This is a genomic window from Streptococcus mitis, assembly GCF_009496155.1.
Lineage (GTDB): Bacteria > Bacillota > Bacilli > Lactobacillales > Streptococcaceae > Streptococcus > Streptococcus mitis_BQ.
In genome coordinates, this window is record NZ_WIJP01000014.1 from 49456 (window position 1) to 67959 (window position 18504).

20 protein-coding genes and 1 pseudogene are annotated in these 18504 nt (G+C 36.5%); 11 read left to right on the plus strand and 10 right to left on the minus strand.

Going from position 1 to position 18504, the window contains the following annotated elements; genetic code table 11:
- Positions 1-68: 68 nt before the first annotated feature.
- Entirely contained in the window at positions 69-1316 is a 1248-nt protein-coding gene (locus GEZ84_RS08695) for a transporter (RefSeq protein WP_153224242.1), read from the minus strand.
- A gap of 200 nt (positions 1317-1516) precedes the next feature.
- Positions 1517-2368: a helix-turn-helix domain-containing protein gene (locus GEZ84_RS08700; protein WP_153224243.1), complete on the minus strand. Its 852-nt coding sequence runs from the start codon at positions 2366-2368 to the stop codon at positions 1517-1519.
- A gap of 124 nt (positions 2369-2492) precedes the next feature.
- On the opposite strand from GEZ84_RS08700, the gene GEZ84_RS08710 reads away from it, so the two are divergent.
- Positions 2493-2834 (plus strand): metal-sulfur cluster assembly factor, encoded by a 342-nt coding sequence (locus GEZ84_RS08710; protein WP_153224244.1) that lies wholly within the window; start codon positions 2493-2495, stop codon positions 2832-2834.
- 64 nt (positions 2835-2898) lie between these two features.
- Positions 2899-3057: a hypothetical protein gene (locus tag GEZ84_RS10955; protein ID WP_228113033.1), complete on the plus strand. Its 159-nt coding sequence runs from the start codon at positions 2899-2901 to the stop codon at positions 3055-3057.
- Between the two features lie 33 nt (positions 3058-3090).
- On the opposite strand, the gene ilvD is transcribed toward GEZ84_RS10955, so the two are convergent.
- On the minus strand, positions 3091-4794 hold the full coding sequence (gene ilvD / locus GEZ84_RS08720) for a dihydroxy-acid dehydratase (protein WP_049534874.1): 1704 nt from the start codon (positions 4792-4794) through the stop codon (positions 3091-3093).
- Between the two features lie 230 nt (positions 4795-5024).
- Here ilvD and rpmF point away from each other — a divergent pair, with 230 nt between their 5' ends.
- Both rpmF and rpmG read left to right on the plus strand, forming a co-directional pair.
- Positions 5025-5207, plus strand: a complete 183-nt coding sequence (gene rpmF / locus GEZ84_RS08725; RefSeq protein WP_000290417.1) for a 50S ribosomal protein L32 — start codon at positions 5025-5027, stop codon at positions 5205-5207.
- 15 nt (positions 5208-5222) lie between these two features.
- A complete protein-coding gene (rpmG, locus tag GEZ84_RS08730) occupies positions 5223-5372 on the plus strand; it encodes a 50S ribosomal protein L33 (RefSeq protein WP_001265622.1) in 150 nt (49 codons plus the stop codon).
- A gap of 472 nt (positions 5373-5844) precedes the next feature.
- Here the strand turns inward: rpmG and GEZ84_RS08735 are convergent, their stop codons facing one another.
- A complete protein-coding gene (locus GEZ84_RS08735) occupies positions 5845-7614 on the minus strand; it encodes an AbiH family protein (protein WP_153224245.1) in 1770 nt (589 codons plus the stop codon).
- A gap of 213 nt (positions 7615-7827) precedes the next feature.
- On the opposite strand from GEZ84_RS08735, the gene GEZ84_RS11085 reads away from it, so the two are divergent.
- From GEZ84_RS11085 to GEZ84_RS08750, 3 genes are all read left to right on the plus strand, one after another.
- Positions 7828-8043 (plus strand): hypothetical protein, encoded by a 216-nt coding sequence (locus GEZ84_RS11085; RefSeq protein WP_265491480.1) that lies wholly within the window; start codon positions 7828-7830, stop codon positions 8041-8043.
- 158 nt (positions 8044-8201) lie between these two features.
- The gene (locus GEZ84_RS08745; RefSeq protein WP_153224246.1) at positions 8202-8501 is read left to right on the plus strand and encodes a hypothetical protein; all 300 of its coding nucleotides are present in this window, start codon (positions 8202-8204) and stop codon (positions 8499-8501) included.
- A 152-nt stretch (positions 8502-8653) separates the two neighbouring features.
- Complete coding sequence (locus GEZ84_RS08750; protein ID WP_153224247.1) at positions 8654-8851, plus strand: hypothetical protein; 198 nt, start codon at positions 8654-8656, stop codon at positions 8849-8851.
- Positions 8852-8940: 89 nt separating this feature from the next.
- Here the strand turns inward: GEZ84_RS08750 and GEZ84_RS08755 are convergent, their stop codons facing one another.
- Complete coding sequence (locus GEZ84_RS08755; protein ID WP_153224248.1) at positions 8941-9672, minus strand: hypothetical protein; 732 nt, start codon at positions 9670-9672, stop codon at positions 8941-8943.
- A 153-nt stretch (positions 9673-9825) separates the two neighbouring features.
- A complete protein-coding gene (locus tag GEZ84_RS08760; RefSeq protein WP_228113034.1) occupies positions 9826-10581 on the minus strand; it encodes a SinI family restriction endonuclease in 756 nt (251 codons plus the stop codon).
- A gap of 128 nt (positions 10582-10709) precedes the next feature.
- On the opposite strand from GEZ84_RS08760, the gene dcm reads away from it, so the two are divergent.
- From dcm to GEZ84_RS08775, 3 genes and pseudogenes are all read left to right on the plus strand, one after another.
- Entirely contained in the window at positions 10710-12125 is a 1416-nt protein-coding gene (gene dcm, locus GEZ84_RS08765) for a DNA (cytosine-5-)-methyltransferase (protein WP_153224250.1), read from the plus strand.
- Positions 12122-12595 (plus strand): hypothetical protein, encoded by a 474-nt coding sequence (locus GEZ84_RS08770; RefSeq protein WP_153224251.1) that lies wholly within the window; start codon positions 12122-12124, stop codon positions 12593-12595. Before dcm ends, GEZ84_RS08770 begins: the two co-directional genes overlap by 4 nt.
- Positions 12596-13022: 427 nt before the next feature.
- Positions 13023-13249 (plus strand): annotated as a pseudogene (locus GEZ84_RS08775) (tyrosine-type recombinase/integrase); the annotation flags it as partial.
- A 156-nt stretch (positions 13250-13405) separates the two neighbouring features.
- Here the strand turns inward: GEZ84_RS08775 and rpsD are convergent.
- Entirely contained in the window at positions 13406-14017 is a 612-nt protein-coding gene (gene rpsD / locus GEZ84_RS08780) for a 30S ribosomal protein S4 (RefSeq protein ID WP_000092756.1), read from the minus strand.
- Between the two features lie 346 nt (positions 14018-14363).
- Between rpsD and GEZ84_RS08785 the strand changes: the two genes are divergently transcribed.
- The gene (locus GEZ84_RS08785; protein WP_153224252.1) at positions 14364-15530 is read left to right on the plus strand and encodes an IS30 family transposase; all 1167 of its coding nucleotides are present in this window, start codon (positions 14364-14366) and stop codon (positions 15528-15530) included.
- Between the two features lie 221 nt (positions 15531-15751).
- On the opposite strand, the gene GEZ84_RS08790 is transcribed toward GEZ84_RS08785, so the two are convergent.
- The 3 genes from GEZ84_RS08790 to GEZ84_RS08800 all read right to left on the minus strand — a co-directional run.
- Positions 15752-16816, minus strand: coding sequence for a sensor histidine kinase (locus GEZ84_RS08790; protein ID WP_153224253.1), 1065 nt, complete (start codon positions 16814-16816; stop codon positions 15752-15754).
- Positions 16813-17511, minus strand: a complete 699-nt coding sequence (locus GEZ84_RS08795) for a response regulator transcription factor (protein WP_000520648.1) — start codon at positions 17509-17511, stop codon at positions 16813-16815. Before GEZ84_RS08795 ends, GEZ84_RS08790 begins: the two co-directional genes overlap by 4 nt.
- Before the next feature lie 123 nt (positions 17512-17634).
- Positions 17635-18504, minus strand: an 870-nt coding sequence (locus tag GEZ84_RS08800) for an SSURE domain-containing protein (RefSeq protein WP_153224254.1), incomplete at its 5' end; no start/stop codon positions are given.

Sequence of the window (18504 nt, forward strand, 5' to 3'; positions counted from 1 at the left end):
TCTTTAAACTTAATAGTCTTATTTTACCATAAATAGAGGGATTAAAACAGTAAGAAAAAAATCAGGATTTAGAGATCATTTTTGAGATTAATAACTGTCAAAAGAATAGCTAGCAAGGAAAGACCAACAAATAGCATCCAAGTCAACTGTATATTCCATACAGCTATAAGTGAAAAACAAGCTGTTCCCACGGGTATGGATAAGGTGAACAATAAACCTAAAAAATTACTGGTACGAGCTAGAACCTCTGGAGCTAGATTTTTCAGGAGCATGGCACTAATCTTTGGTTGAACTTTACCAGACACATACAGAGTTGAACAGAGAAATAGTAAACCAAGTACGACTTGATTGAATAAATTAGCTAGAGCAACTAGACTGAGTCCTACGGTCGCCCACATCATCAATCTAGGCAGGGACTGCTGCCCAAAATAATCATTGCCCGTAAGGCTACTGATGATGATTGCTAACAAAGCACAGAATTGACTGATAAATAATGCCTCTGTGTAAGAAAAATTCAAGAGAGAATGGCTCAAAAAGAAGATATTGTAGATGCCTCCTAAGGAACCACCCAAGGCATTGATAAGCAAGACAGCAAAGATCATGAATCCAAAGTTTTTCTGTCCACCTTTAAGAAAAACAAGGCGTAAATTTCGGTAAATTGTTAGGAACTGATCTTTGATAGAAAGCTTCTCATTTTTTAGTGATTCACCATCAGCAGATGACATTGACAGGCTCAATTTGCTTTTTCCTAAAAAGAGAACAGAGGCTGATACGAGGAAAAAGCAGGCATTGATTCCCGCAACGAGGGAAAAATTGTTGACTGATAGACCTAAGAGCCAGACTCCAAAAGCTTGACCACCAATAGCTGAAATATAGGTGATGAACTGGGAAAAAGAGTAAGCCTCCATCAGATCATCTTCAGCTACTTTTTCCTTAATAAGAGGCATGCGCAAACCACCTGCAAAATCACTGATCACATCACTAATGACATTGATTAAACACAGGCTAGAAAAGGCAAATAAACTAGCTTGCTGAACAACTAAAGCTGCTAGAAAAAATAAAATCGCCTGAAACAAACCACTATAGACCATCCATTTGACCTTGGCCCTCGTATAATCTGCCCGAATCCCTACAAAAACTGTAAAGAGAGTCGGAAGAAGCATGACAATATTCGCCATAGCAACAGCAAAGGAGGCTTGTGGCAAGGTCGATGCATAGACGATAAAGACCAGGTTGAAAATCGAAGCACCAAAAGCATTGAAGAAGCGTGACAAAGTCAAGAGACGATAAGCTTGATTTCTAAACAATAATTTCATAGGTAATCCCCCTTCTTGTTAGAAGTTTTATGTGAAGTATGACTATAGTATAGCACTTAGAAATTTTAGAGGAAAAACTTTTGAATATATGCAACAAATGAAATGAGCAAAAAGAAACGATAGAATTTCTCCAGTGACACGAGAGAGCCCAACAGTTCTATCGCTTCAAATTTCAAATTATTTTCTTAGTTTGCAAATATTCAACAATCGGTCGTATTTCTATAGTATTCAGCAGATTTATTACAGCCAAGCATCTCAAAAATATGGACAGCATCTTCCATCTTTTTCTGGCCTTCCTTGACTCTACCTTGCTTGCTATCAAGGAGACCGTCAGCCCACAAATAGACAATTCGAAAATAGGTTTCATTTTCATTGTAGAAATGCTCTTCGATAACACGTTTAAAATAAGAGGCATTGGTAAATTCTTCACACTCAATGCTGGCTAAAAAGCCATTCAATAGTATAGTGTGAAAAAGGTTTCGATTGCCAGACATTTCCATTAGAAAATCAGATTTTCGTACCATCTCTCTAACATACCTAGTGAAAAGAGAAACAGATAGAAATGGTGAACTGACTGAAAATAAATTGAGTTCATAGATTCCCCAGATTTCGGTAGAAAACAAATAATCATGAAGGACTTTCCCCTCCTCTGCCGTTAACTCTACCCTTTCGTCCATGCTCTTCATATAAGACTTTATAAGAATGGCATTTAGAATATGTTTCTGTTTGTTTTGAGAATGGGCATGCTTTTGATACTCCCTACGATACAAGTCCTCAAGAGGTGCTATATTCTTTGGATCCAAGACATCTATGATTTCTTTTCTCAACTTAGAATCCGTATCATACTGAAAACCTCTCGCCAGAAAGAGGATTTCCTCCACACTGGCAGATATATTTCCCAGAGCAAATAGAAACTTTTCCACCGAAAGTTCACTCTGACCAGTTTCAAAGCGGGATAACATGGACGGCGAAAATTGTCCCCCAGTTGCTTGTCTCAGCGAGATATGTCTTGACTCTCGTAGTTGTCTAAAGACTTTTCCAATCTGCTCCATAGGCTTCCCCTTGATTCAGTGTTTTCTTTATATTATCATATTTTTCCAGAAAATTCATCAAAAACTTGCCAAATTGTCAGAATTATGAGAAAATAGAGGATATTTATCATGTGGAGGGACTGCTATGAGAGAGGATATCAAAATCAATGACCGTGCTTTGGCCTTAAAAGACCAAATTATCGAAAAACTAGAGAAGGTTTTTGATACAGATGTGGAATTGGATGTGTACAATCTAGGATTGATTTATGAAATTAATCTGGACGAAACAGGCCTCTGCAAAATTGTCATGACCTTCACCGATACTGCCTGTGATTGCGCAGAAAGTTTGCCTATCGAAATCGTGGCAGGTCTGAAACAAATCGAGGGTATCGAAGATGTCAAGGTTGAAGTTACCTGGTCGCCTGCTTGGAAGATTACACGAATCAGTCGCTACGGTCGTATTGCCCTTGGACTGCCACCTCGTTAATCAGGTAAATCACTTTTGAAGATAAAAATAAGCAAGCCGAAGTTGGCTTGCTTTTTGAGACTCAATGAAAATTAAAGAGCAAACTAGGAAACTAGCCGCAGGTTGCTCAAAGCACTGCTTTGAGGTTGTAAATAGAACTGACGAAGTCAGCTCAAAACACTGTTTTGAGGTTGCAGATAGAACTGACGAAGTCAGTAACATATATACGGCAAGGCGACGTTGACGTGGTTTGAAGAGATTTTCGAAGAGTATGAGTTTATTTTTTACCTGACTTGTCCATATTCCAGAAGTCTGTCACGGCTCCGCGTGAAGCAGATGATACGATATGAGCGTATTTACCGAGGACACCACGGCTGTAAAGTGGTGGCAAGGTTGTTTCTGCCTTACGTTTTTCAAGTTCTTCTTCGGATACTGCCATGGAAATTTCTTTGGTATCTTGGTCAACTGTAACGATATCGCCTGTACGAAGGTAGGCAATTGGTCCACCATCCTGAGCTTCAGGAGCGATATGTCCAACAACCAGACCATAAGTACCACCAGAGAAACGTCCGTCTGTCAAGAGGGCAACCTTGTCTCCTTGACCTTTACCGACGATCATTGATGAAAGTGACAGCATCTCAGGCATACCAGGACCACCCTTAGGTCCAACAAAACGAACAACGACTACATCGCCATCAACGATTTCATCTGTCAGAACGGCCTGAATAGCATCTTCTTCTGAGTCAAAGACCTTAGCTGGTCCAACGTGACGACGCACTTTAACACCTGATACCTTGGCAACCGCACCGTCAGGAGCAAGGTTCCCGTTCAAGATGATAAGCGGACCGTCTGCACGTTTTGGATTTTCAAGTGGCATGATGACTTTTTGACCTGGTGTGAGGTCTGCAAAGTCAGCCAAGTTTTCAGCAACAGTCTTACCAGTACATGTGATGCGGTCTCCGTGAAGGAACCCATTTGCTAACAAGTACTTCATAACCGCAGGGACACCACCAACTTCGTAGAGGTCTTGGAAGACATACTGACCAGATGGTTTCAAGTCGGCCAAGTGAGGCACACGCTCTTGGATCGTATTGAAGTCCTCAAGTGACAAGTCAACATTGGCAGCATGAGCAATGGCAAGCAAGTGAAGAGTGGCATTTGTAGAACCACCGAGAGCCATGGTTACAGTGATAGCATCTTCAAAGGCTTCACGAGTCAAAATATCTGATGGTTTGAGACCAAGTTCCAACATCTTAACAACAGCACGTCCTGCTGCTTCGATATCTTCTTTCTTATCAGCTGATTCAGCTGGGTGAGAGGATGACCCTGGCAAACTCATCCCTAGAACTTCGATAGCTGTCGCCATGGTATTAGCTGTGTACATACCACCACAGCCACCAGGGCCAGGGCAGGCATTACATTCAAGACGCTTCACATCCTCAGCGGTCATATCACCGTGGTTCCATTTCCCAATCCCCTCAAAAACAGAAACCAAGTCGATGTCTTTGCCATCAAGATTTCCCGGTGCAATAGTTCCACCATAGGCGAAAATAGCCGGAATATCCATATTGGCAATAGCAATCATGGATCCAGGCATGTTCTTATCACAGCCACCGATAGCGACGAAGGCATCCACGTTGTGGCCACCCATAGCTGCCTCGATTGAGTCCGCAATGATGTCACGAGATGTCAAAGAGAAACGCATACCAGGCGTTCCCATGGCAATCCCGTCCGCTACAGTGATAGTCCCAAACTGCACAGGCCAAGCACCTGCAGATTTGACACCTTCTTTAGCCAATTTCCCAAAATCATGCAAGTGGATGTTACATGGTGTATTTTCCGCCCAAGTCGAAATAACCCCAACAATCGGTGTTTCAAAGTCCTTATCTGTCATACCAGTCGCACGAAGCATGGCACGGTTTGGTGATTTAACCATACTGTCATAAATGCTACTGCGGTGACGTGTATCTAATTCAGTCATTTATTCCCTCCCATTTCAGTTCTTACTATTATAGCACATTTTAAAAGCAATGAACAGAAGAAAATTCTTGAATTTTCAGAAAATTTCGATTAATTAGTTTAACGACCTTCTAATTTTTTCATCTTTTTTTGTCAAGTAACTTTACTTTACAAAAAAAATGTGTTATCCTAGTATGGTTGATGAAAATCAGTAGATTGAATCGAATATAAATACCTAAAGGAGAAATCAAAATGGCAGTACCTGCACGTCGCACTTCAAAAGCGAAGAAAAACAAACGTCGTACACACTACAAAGTAACAGCTCCATCTGTAAACTTTGACGAAACTACTGGAGATTACTCACGTTCTCACCGTGTATCACTTAAAGGATACTACAAAGGACGTAAAATCGCTAAAGCTGCATCAGCTGAATAATAGAAGGGAGATACCATGCGCGTAAATATTACACTTGAACACAAAGAATCTGGTGAACGCTTGTACCTTACTTCTAAAAACAAACGTAACACTCCAGACCGTCTTCAATTGAAGAAATACTCACCAAAACTTCGCAAACACGTTGTGTTTACAGAAGTTAAGTAAGCATTCAATAAGAATTAATACAGAAGAAAAACGCTTGAACAGCGTTTTTTCTTTTGTTAATTTCAGTATATTGCAATAAACATCAACCGAATCACCACATTTTTTGAAATAAGAATAATGATTCGGATATTTAAAATAAGAGGAACTTTAGTGTAAAGCTCCTCTTTTTGTTATTTTTTCTTTTACTTACAAATCATAAGACCTGGTTTGATAGAGAGAAATTTCAGCATATAACAAAATCATACTATAACAGCTTTAAACACACTTCTTATTTTTGTTTTGTATTATACTCTTTGATAGACCTGAACTTTCGACAACTAACATCTGCTAAACCACATTTTTTCTTATTTTCTTAATATTTTTATAATCAATATTAACTTGATTTTGGTCACACCTATTTGATGATTTCAAAATAAATGGTTAGTTTGAGAGGTAAGTCAATATAATTTCTATCCACATTGTTGTAACTAACTCAAGGCTCTACAACTTTATCTCGTTCAGTATTTATAACATATAACTTAATGTATTGGGCTCCCCATGTTTCTAGAGTCTGTTTGAATTTATCAATTTCATCTTGATGATAACTATCAAAATAGACATTAAAGCCTTTTAATTCTTTAAATAGTTTTTTAAAATACAGGGAGTCAACTGAATGTTCATCACTGAGATTAAAACCTATGAAATAAATATTTTCAATATCTTTCAGATTTTCAAAAAATGTTAAATTCTCAACATAATGTTTACTGGTATCCTTTTTCATTACATTTACTATCTCAATTATAAAATCATTAACTGAAAAAGGATTTTGTTCGTAATTCTTTAATTTTTCATCTTTACCATGCCCAACAATAAACTTATTCTCATTAATACTTCCATGAATATGACAAACTTGATAATTTTCAACATTATAAACATCTTCTAGTACATTAGTATAATTGAAAGTTAAGAAATAACTGTCTCTAATATGCTTTTGAATGGTTTTTTTAGTAGCAACTATACGTGAAGTGTCCAACGATCGAATCCACTCTGAAAAAAGTTTGAATGTTGCGATTTGATATGCTGATTTGAGATTATGAACTATTTCTTCAACAGCACTAGCTATACGAAATGGTTCTATATCTCCATGTTTATCTACAAACTCGGTTGATGTAAAAGATAAGATATTGAGTTCACCCCAATTTTTTTCAAAATCTTTCCACTCAGGATCGTAATTTTTAAAAGAAATAGTATTAATAACACTATGATAAAAAGCTGCAAGTTCTGCCGTATTATATATTTCTTCACCATCATGGTTTAATACTGAACTGGGAATTTCAAATGCTTCTATTTCATCTTCTATAATCTTATTTCTATCTAATTCATCGAGATTGGATAATTTAAATACAAAGTCCCTAAACTTAGAATACTGAGACTCAATATTATGAGCTATATCAAATCCATTACCTATAACAAAGAGATTCTTCTTATCTAAATTACGAATCTGATAACTTTTAAGAAATCTTTGGTCTTCTTTAGGATTCCCCCTGCTAGAATTTTCTTCTTCGATTAACTTTTTTACTACCTCATATACTTTATTAAATGTATTTTCTTTATTTTCAGTGATTAATCTTGGTGAGGTGCTTTTAGCAACGTAATACATATCATTATCTGTTACTTTTATTAATTCTAATAGATTTTTAGATACCGATTCATTAAATCTAAACGGAATAAATATATCTCCATCTTTTTTCATTGGTAGAAAAGAGCCATCTGAATCACCTACACAAGTATATAAATTTTTGTTATTATGTTCAGATATTCCACCTCCCTCTAAAAATTTAGGTAGATGATGGGCTATTACTTTATCATTAAAAATTTTACTACAAAGACTCTCTTTGAAACGTTCATTTTTGTTCGGCCACTCATATATTTCTTCTGCTTTTATGATTGTATCTATTTCAACTATTTTTGAGTTTCTTCCCGTTTTTGAAACAAATACTAAATAAACTTCTTCTTTTTTTATCTTTTGACGAATATCCGCTGATAATGCATGATTGGCGTGACAAAAAGAATATAAAAAGTTATTGTTCCAAATAAAAGGATCCTCATTATACTTTGTATCTTTAAATCCATCAAAACTAATATTGTATACTTCATTTCCAATTTTTAATTTTTGTTTCACACGAATCGGATGTCCGATAAATACAATGTTAATACCTTCGCAACTTTTCTTTTCTTCCTCGTTATCTCTAATAGTTTCCATGTATCTCCTATCTTGCTAATTACATTTTAGAATTTCAATTTCTAATAGATATCTTTACATCTATTTTATCATATTCATAAAAAGGGCGCTCCATTCAGAAAAGTAATTGCTATTATAATAGACATTTTCGGAATTTTCTATTATAACCGACATTTATTGTATCAATTCTGTAATGATATTTTGGTATACTATATTGAAAAAGGAGGTATATCTATGAAAAAATTTATTTGTGTGTTGTTTGTGTCGTTCCTAGCTATTTTCCTTATTTCATGCTCCAGTCAAAATAACCAAACTTTAGATGGAGAATATTATTGGATAAACGAAAATCGAAATGAACGAGTATTTACGATTTCTGGAAATAAGGGAACAATTGGTAATGGTGAAGCTGATAACTTTGACCTTGATCAAAAGAATAAAAAATTGAATTGAGTGGTTCACAAATTATAAATCGAACTGAAAGCTATACATTTAAAGATGGAGTATTTACTGTTGATATTAGTGGAACAAAACATGATTACTATTTAAAAGGTAGTGACGCTTACAATAAAGCATTAAAAAAATATGGATACGACTAGAAAGGATTGGCTATGAATAACTTAGACGAACAATACGAAAATCTGTATGACTTTATCAAAAATCTTGAAACATTGATTCAAAAGAATGTTTTTGACAACCAACCTACTGAAGAGGTAAGTATATTTGGAAATGAAGTCATGAATCTTTGTAAATCAAAGAAGTTTAATATCAACTCAAGTGATCTCTTGTCCCTCAATTCTTTTGTTGAATTGTTTATGAAAGCAAATGAGTCTTCAAAAGGTTATCTAGCTTCACAAGTAGAGAGATTTTATATTGAAGTCATTGAGCCAACAAAGGATGAATTATATTAACTAACAAAGATTGAGACTATTATAATCAATTACCTATCTACAGAATAGGTGATTTTTTCTTTAAAAGTTAAATTAACTTACCGTTTAGCTGATATTTCTCACCATTTAGGATTTTATATTTTTCTATAGACTGTATTTGTTATTATAGATTCATGAAAAATTTAAAAGAAAAAAATATTAAAAATGCTATTTGGCATATTAAACGTCATTGTGAAATTATTCAAAATTCTCCCGAAGAAAAAATTAGAAATCACGAATTATTTCATCTCCAGGCTAGCGTAGATTGTTTGAAGCGCATTATTAACAATGAAAAGCCCTATCCATGGTTGGATAGGGCTGAGGTGTTTTAAAATAGATAATTTAGCATTATTAATGTGATACTAAATAATAGAATTAACTAAATCTATTTTTCTTGTTTGAAAAAGTGAAAATAAATTCTTTACATTAATCTTTCAAAAATAGCTGTATCTAAAAGATTAAACAAATAACTATCTCTAGCATTGTGATCATCATTTTGTCTAAATTGATAATTATGAAGAACTACAAAGCCATTTTCAATTGCTTCCGCCATATCATGGAAAGAAGCTCGCCAAATTCCAGTTAATGGATTAACTAAATAATCACGATATCTAAGTGTCGTCCAGTCTACCCAAAAGTAGATATAACAATCAGGATAATACCTAGCATAACGTTCGTAATCCATTCTATTAAATGTGACAGTATATGTTGGATCGTAAGGTGTCTGGTTTTCATACATATATCTACCAGCAGTAAAAAAAGGGGTATTTTGAACTTTTAGATCACAATATATTTGATTTTGTTGGTCATATAGATCAATTACTGTTGGATCTTCTTGCTTTCCAGGATTTATAATAATATTTAAACCTAATTCAGGAACTATATCATTTATAAACTCACGTTCTTTTTCATTTCCCAATGCATACCATAAATCCCGATCCTCTGTATTTAAATTAATATTATTACGTTCAGGAATTCTAACAAAAACACCATAATAATTATTATTTCTGCTAGTTCTTAAATCAAATTCTATAGTTTGGTCAATATCAAGTATTTCTGGAACATTGTAAACTCGAATATTACCGATATTATTATTTCTAGTTTCAACAAGTGCAAATTCATTACAATTTACTTCTCTAACAATACCAAACATAAATTTTAATCCTCCAATATTTCTAAACTTTTTGTAGAATTTTTTAAAATATAATTGTAAATAAGATTCTTTAGTTAAATCTTTATCTATAATGGGTAAATTAACAATATTTAAGGTTATACAGAAAATCTAATTTATATATTGTTCTGTTTATTAGAGAAGTGTGTCTAGTTCATTAGTTGAATATCTTTCAATATATTCTAAATAGCTCTCTTCTGTTAGAAGGTGGTTTATATGAGGTATATTTACTATTTGTTGTAACGATTCCCAGTTTGGCAGTGGTCTATCTAAACCAGTTTCCTGTCTAGGTCTATTAAGACGGTTCCATTTTATTATTTTGGTTCCAATCCGAATTGCTGAACTCGAACTATTTTCTGTATTGTACTTATTTTTGACTTGTAACAAAACAATTTCATCCTGACCAAAGTAGCAAAAATCAATCGCTCTATATATAGATCCTGCACACCACAACCAACCACATGGTTCCAATACATCAGCTAAATATTGTTCGAGTATTGCACCATTCATGTTTTCAGCACTCATAAAAAAATAATGTCCATCAATAAAAAGTTGAACAACATCTTCACTTGCACCGGTTGACGCCCGAACTCTTGAAATCAAAGCTTCATCTTTCTCACCATAATTCTTTAATGGATTTGACAATTTATCATTTTGTCTATCTTTAATATATGCAGAAACTAACTTTTCAATATATTCATAAGCAATGTCATTACTCGGTTTATCTACAGTAACTCTTATATTAGTGAACAACTCTTTTCTTTCCATAGCAAATATAAATAGTTGTTCTAATTTATCATTATAAATGGAAATATTTTGGCTATTTAAGACATCATAAAATATATTTAAAATCGTTTCATCGCTGATATTATACTCATCAACCATATTCATTAAACTTATGCTTCTTGCGACCATTGGCTTCGTACCTCTTTTTTAGACTATTATAGCAAAACTCTGGACCTTTTAAGTTTTTTATGGTAAAATAGTTGGGTCTAAAAATTGTTTCGAGGAGGTTCTGTTTGGACAAAAAAAATCTTATAGATGCTGATACAATATCTGAAAGGCTGGATATCTCTCCGCAATATGCAAGAAAATTACTTAGGGAACAAAAAATAAAATCTGAAAAAATTGAAAATAGTTTCTATACTACAGAAATTGACCTAGAAGATTTTCTAAAGAATAGTGATATTATAATAAATCCTAAAGATAGAGTAAGAAAATCTAATAAAATACCCAAAATTATAACACTTTCATTTTTTAGTGGTGGTATGGGATTAGACATTGGTATGGGAAATGCTGGAATCAAGCCACTTCTTGCTTGTGAAATCAACAAGGAAGCTCGTGCTACTATTGTTGAAAACAATAACGAAATAGGTTTAATTGGTGACATTTGGCAATGTTCCAAGGAAAAAATATACAAATATGCTAATATTAACGAAAACACACCTATAGATATAATTTTTGGTGGGCCACCCTGTCAGGCGTTTTCGACAGCAGGAAATAGGAAAGGTTTTGAAGATGCTAGAGGAGATGTATTTATCCGATATTTAGACATAATCGGTGAATTAAAACCAACTTATGCTGTAATTGAAAACGTTAGAGGCCTTCAGACTACCAAGGCTATTCTTGAAGATACCAAAGGATTAGCTATTAAAGGAGGAGTACTGCATTTTGCTAAAGAAAAATTAGAATCTTTTGGATACTCTGTTTCTTTTGAATTATATAACGCTGCCAACTTTGGTGCTCCACAAAAAAGAGAAAGATTTGTAATAATTGCTAAGTTAGGTGATAAGAAGGTACCTTATTTGACTCCAACTCATTCCGAAAATGGTGAATATGGTCTCAAAAAATGGGTTACACTTGGTGATGTGATTTCTGACATACAAGATAAGCCAATGAGATATTCTGAAATTCCTCCAAATCGAAGAGAGTGGTACAAAAAAATTCCTGAAGGCGGAAATTGGAAATCATTATCAGAAGAAGATCAAAAAATTGCTATGGGGAAAAAGTACTATATGGGAGGGGGAAAAACTGGCTTTTTCCGTCGCCTATCATTTAGTGAGCCTAGCCCTACTCTTGTTACTGTTCCAACCATGCCAGCAACTGATTTAATCCATCCTACAGAGTTAAGACCATTATCAATCGAAGAATATGCTAGAATACAAGGTTTTCCTGACAACTGGAGATTTAGAGGCAAACTCGGGGAAATTTATAAACAAATTGGAAACGCTGTTCCAATAAAGCTCGGAGAAGCTATTGGTAAGACCATTTTAAATGATATGAACGGTATAAAAGAAATTGAATATCCAAATTTCAAATACTCCAGATACAAACAAACTTCAGATGAAGAGTTTCCAGAATTTTATCAAAGTAATTTAATAAAAGAGTTCAATAATCAATTCAAAGAAAGTGAGCAATTAACTTTACCCATATGATAATTCCCAATAACAACATTCCATTAATGAGTTTTTGGCCACAAGTTTTTGAACGAATTTTATCTGGAGAAAAACTTCTAGAATATAGGAGAGTTTTTCCAAAAAATTGTAAATGCGCTTTTATATATGTCAGTTCTCCTGTTAAAGCTATTTGTGGAATTATTTATTTTGATGATGTCTATCATTTAGATGATTTAATTGGAAAGTTTGATAAAAAAACAGATAAAAGGATAAATAATTATATAGATAAATACCATTATGCAGGAACTATAAAAGCAATTCAAAAAATACAGCCTATTACACTTAATGAATTAAGAAATGGAGTAACCAATTTTACTGCTCCTCAATCATATTTGTATCTTGATAACTACTCTGAATTAAAGAAATTCATTTATAATAATATTGTTTTAGATGGCGATATTATTATTAACAATTTAGAAAAGTTATTTCCAGACAAACTTTGTAGATAGAATTTAAAAAGCTAGCTCCAGATTAATGCTTTTTAGTTTCTTTTCTACTTCGTTAGTGGTCAAGCTAGTATTTCTTTATGGTATAATTAGTTTAAAGAGAAGTGAGGTAGAAATGATAGTGTCGCTACGCAACTTCATAGTATGAGATGATGGGACAGGCACACCGTCCACTACTCCTAAGTACTTAGATTATTCTAGGTGCTTTTTTATTTTCTCTTGGTTCGCTCTTACTTCAGGACTACTCTTATACCATGAGATAAGCAATTAAGAGACCTTTTCTCTCTTATCTCCTTGCCATTCTGCAGGCAATTAAGGCAAGTTTTTCCTTTCTTATCTGCTAATCATTTTATAAACATCAAATTTTAAATAACAAACTTTTAAACTTCTCTTATTTCACCAATACCCAAACAATAAAACACTATCAACTCGTTTAAATACACGTTTCAAACATGCTGGTGTACCTAATATTGGATTCCACAGTTTTAGACACACACACGCTACAATCATGCTATACGCTGGCATAGATGCTAAAGACTTACAATACAGATTAGGCCACTCTAATATCTCTATGACTTTAAACACTTATGTCCATGCTACCAAAGAGGAGGCTAAAAAGCCGTCTCAATCTTTGAATCGACTATCAGCAATCTATAAATAATAAGGGTGTCCCATTTTGGGGCTACCCTCTTACTATACCTAAAATCAGTTAAGGGTAACTAAAAGGGTAGTAAAAATAAAAAAAGCACTAAGGGAAAGCATCCCAAAGTGCTTAATATCAAGGTTTCAAAGCCTATCTGATTTAATAAAATATTACAACATTTTGTTGTAGAATTCAACGACAAGTGCTTCGTTGATTTCTGGGTTGATTTCGTCGCGTTCTGGCAAGCGAGTCAATGAACCTTCCAATTTTTCAGCGTCGAATGATACGAATGCTGGACGTCCAAGAGTAGCTTCTACTGCTTCAAGGATTGCTGGAACTTTCAATGATTTTTCACGAACTGAGATCACTTGACCTGGAGTTACGCGGTATGATGGGATATCAACACGTTTTCCGTCAACAAGGATGTGACCGTGGTTTACGAATTGACGAGCTTGACGACGAGTAGTCGCAAGACCAAGACGGTAAACAACGTTATCCAAACGACGTTCCAAAAGAAGCATAAAGTTGAAACCTAGGATTCCGCCTTTGATTTTTGTAGCTTGTACGAACAAGTTACGGAATTGTTTTTCACCTACACCGTAAGTGAAACGAAGTTTTTGTTTTTCAGCCAATTGCAAACCGTATTCTGACAATTTAGAACGGTTGTTTGGTCCGTGTTGTCCTGGTACGTAGTTACGACGTGCCAATTCTTTACCTGTACCTGTAAGTGAAAGGCCCAGGCGACGAGCTTGTTTCCAAGATGGTCCTGTATAACGTGACATGTGAATGTCCTCCTGATATAAATAATATTTCGGTGGAAATAGTCACTTAGAAAGCCCTGATTCGTGCAGATGCCCTTCGCCTAAACAGCCAAGGTTACTTGTCATAAGACACCTGTTGACGAGCTTCATACTTTCCTGCTGATATTTCACACAAAATCCATTCTACCATGAATGGCTAGATTTGTAAAGGGGGGTTAAGCTTTATTTTCATTGCCAGAAAGGTTAAGAACAAGGGGTAACTTCTCAAAGTAACTTCCACTTGGCTAGCCGAAGTGGAAATTAGTCTAAAACGGATTTTTATGGTGGAATTAAGTATGAGACGTTTGAGTTAGAAATGAGGTCCACTATGATAAAACATAAACACCTTACACTTTCAGACCGTAATGATATCCAACTAGGTTTAGAGCGCGGTGAAACCTTCAAAGCTATCGGACAATCCATTCTAAAAGACCCAACCACTGTTTCCAAAGAAGTCAAACGAAACAGACAAGTCCGAGAGTCTACATGCGATAACCTTCCTTGCCCTCTACTCGATAAGGCTCCCTTTGTCTGTAATGGGTGCCCTAAAAGAAGACAAAACTGTGGATTTAAAAAAATTTTCTACCTAGCTAAGCAAGCTCAAAAGCAGTACGAACAAACTCTTGTTGAAGCTCGTGAAGGGACTCCCCTTAACTCGCAGACTTTCTGGGACATGGACAAAGTCATTTCTGATGGTGTTAAAAAGGGACAACACATCTATCATATCCTCAAAACTCATAACCTTGATGTCAGCTCCTCAACTGTCTATCGACACATCCGAAAAGGATACCTATCTATCGCTCCGATTGATTTAGCCAGAGCCGTTAAATTCAAAGAAAGACGGAAAAGTAAGCTACCTTCCATCCCTAAAGAAGCTAAAAAAGGACGTTCCTATGAGGATTTCCAAAATTATTTAGCTCTTAACCAACTGAACTACTGGATGGAAATGGACACTGTTATGGGCAGGATAGGAGGTAAAGTCCTACTCACCTTCAATCTCTCTTTCTGTAACTTTATCTTCGCTAGGATTCTGGATAATAAAACTGCCCTTGAGGTTACCAAACACCTCTATGATATCAAGAACACTCTTCACCAAGCTGACAAAGATTTCTTCCTACTCTTTCCTGTCATCCTGACAGATAATGGTGGAGAGTTTGCCAGGGTTGATGACATCGAAATGGATGTGCGAGGAGAGAGTAAACTCTTCTTTTGTGACCCTAATCGCTCTGACCAGAAAGGCAGAATTGAGAAAAATCACACACTAATTCGCGACATTCTACCTAAAGGAACTTCTTTTGACAACTTAACTCAAGAGGACATCAATCTCGTTTGTTCGCATGTCAACAGTGTCAAACGGGCTGCTTTGAATGGAAAGTCAGCCTATGAACTTTTTGCCTTTACTTATGGAGAAGAGATTCCTAAGCTTCTCGGTATTTCTAAAATACCTGCAGAAGATGTCTGCCAGTCTTCTACATTACTCCAACATAAAATCTAAAAACTAACCTAAACCCCCATTCAAACGTCTCACACTAACTTCCACCATAGCGGAACTTAATCTGAAACGCTTTCAGATGAGGGGATTTTGTGCGCTCTTTTTTTCGATGCCTTTCGGCTACAAAAGCGATGAAATCAAGCATTAGTAAAACCAGTGGAACTTACCCTGAAACGGATTTCCACTGGTTTTTACGATTTTTATCAGACTAACTTCCACTTCTACTAGCGGTGGAACTTAGTTTGGGAATTTACCCCAGAAAGGTTAAGAACGAGAGTAAAGGTGCTTCCGAGACCGTACTGGCTAGTAACGGTGATTTCCCCACCCAATTGATGGGCCAATTCACGCGCAATCGCAAGTCCTAAGCCATGACCACCTGTTTTCATATTACGCGAAGTTTCGACACGATAAAGGCGTTTGAAAATATTCTCCAAGTCCTCTGGGGCAATCCCCTGTCCCTCATCCGTCACACTGATTGAAAGCTGGCTCTTCTCCAGCTTAGCTAGCACTTCCAACTTGGTCCCTGGAGCAGAGTATTTAAAAGCGTTATTGACCAGATTCACCAAGATACGAGAAAGCTTGGCATAATCTCCCTCAATCCGGGCAGACTCAGGGATTACCTGCAAGTGGACATCTCGCTCCTCCTGCTCAATCAAGAACTGAAATTCACTCATGCACTCAATCAAGAGCTGGTCCAGAAAAATGCTATCTTTGCTGACAGTCTCCACCTGATTTCTAGCCGTGTTTAGGGTCAAAAAATTCAACTCTTCAACCAGTTTATTGAGTCTTTCCGTCTGGCGTCCAATGGTTGCTAGATAATGGTCCTGTTCTCCTTCTTTGATAACCCCATCCAAAATCCCTTCTACCGTCGCTTGGATTGAAGTGATGGGGGTCTTGATATCATGCGACAGCTGGGCAATCATCAAGCCCTTTTCTCGCTCGCTTTCTTCCAAGGAATCAAAGGTCGCCTGCAAATCATGGGACATTTCATTGAAAGCTTGGCCTAATTGCTGAAATTCTACAGGGCCTTGAACCTCCAGATTTGATGGAAAGTCCTTGTCTGCTACCCGCTTGGCATGTTCCTTAAGTTTAGCCAATGATGTAAAGACTGGCGACAGAAGAAAGAGACTAATCCCAGCACCAACAAAACTAGCCACGAAAGTCATACCCACTAGGAAATAAATTTCTCTTTCTTCAATTAACATTCGCTGGATAGCCCAAAAAACCACAATAATCGTTAGGAGTGTTGAAATGATATACCCTACTAAAATATAACTTTTTAATTTCATTGACTACCTCGTGCTTTCTCAATTTTGTAGCCCAAGCCCCAGACGGTTTTGATGGTCGGTGTTTCTGCACTAGCATGTTTAGCCAACTCCTGTCGCAGAGCATGAATATGAACATTCAAGGTATTAGTATCATCCACATAGTCTTCTTGCCAGACCTTTTCATAGAGGTCTGTTTTAGAGAAAACGCGCTCTGGATTGCTGACTAAAAGCCATAAAAGTTCGAAGGATTTAACTGTCAAATCAAGCGCCACATCTCCGACTTGGACCTCATGACTACCGTGATTCATCCGTAAATCCCCGAGACTGACGACTTCTGTCTCACCTCCACGATGAAGGCGACGCAAGATATTGTGGACACGCAAAACCAACTCACGGGGGCTAAAGGGCTTGGCAATGAAGTCGTCTGCCCCCAAGCTTAGGCCGTAAATCTTGTCCTGCTCACTGGTCTTAGCCGTTATAAAGAGAAAAGGCTGATCCGGAGATTGATACTGAACTTCGCTAATCAAATCATAACCATCCATCCGAGGCATCATGATATCTGTAATAATCAAATCAATCGCTTTTCGTTTGAAGATTTCCAAGGCCTCTACTCCATCATGGGCCACCAAAACCTGATATCCTGCCTGAACCAGATAGCGTTGATGAATATCTGTGATTTCTACCTCGTCGTCAACGAGTAAAATTGTCTTTCCCATCTGTCTCTCCTTTGAAAAAAACAGTGCTATACCACAATAGTATAACACTATTTTAATCTCTTTACGAACATTCTAAACGATATCTGGATTTTTCAAATCCTAGATAGAAAGTCTGTAACTAGACTAGTCATTTTCCTCTTTTTTAGCTTTCAATCCGAGTCCACCTAGCAGACCTGCCAAAGCTAATCCAAAGAATCCAATAGTAGCCATTGATGTTTGGGCTTCGCCAGTATATGGGAGCATGTCTTTTTCGTCTTTCATGTGATCAGCCATCATTGGACTTGACACCTTGTTAGCAGACGCCATCTTGCCTTCATCAGACATTTTGCTTGGGGTTACCATAGGCTGGCTAGCATTCATGGTTTTGTCCTGCTCTTTGTTAGGCATCATCTTATCTTGGCTAGCAGCTGGCATTTTGGATTTCATCTCATTGAGGGACTTATACCCATTCAAGTTCACTGTCAATTCTTTAGTCGCTACAAGGTTGCTCAAATCGGCCTTGCCGTCCTTCGCACCGTACACTTTGATAGTTGCTTTATAGCTTTGAGTGCCGTTTTGTTTTAAGAGGTCAAGAAGCTCTTTATCTGACTTGCCTTGAGTTCCTGCCAAATCCACTTCGTAGAAGTAGAGACCTTTGCCTAACTTCTCTACTGGTGGAAGGGCGGGGTTTTTAGCTGAACCGTTGTCTGACCATGGAGCCTTGTCGGAGGCTTTCAAGATAAGACGAGTCAACATACCGTCACCAGCGAAGAATTCATATGGAATGACTTGGTTGACACCAGCTGTGAATGGACCTGGGAAGTTGGCTTTATCAAGGTAGCTAGCTGGAACATCTACTGTGTCTTTAGTGTTGTCGGCTACTCCTTTTTGCACTTCAGCTGGGGTAGTCAAGCCATTCAAATTAACATTCAAATCCTTAGTCGCTACGAGATTGCTCAAGTCTGCCTTGCCATCTTTAGCGCCGTACACTTTGATGGTAGCTTTATAACTTTG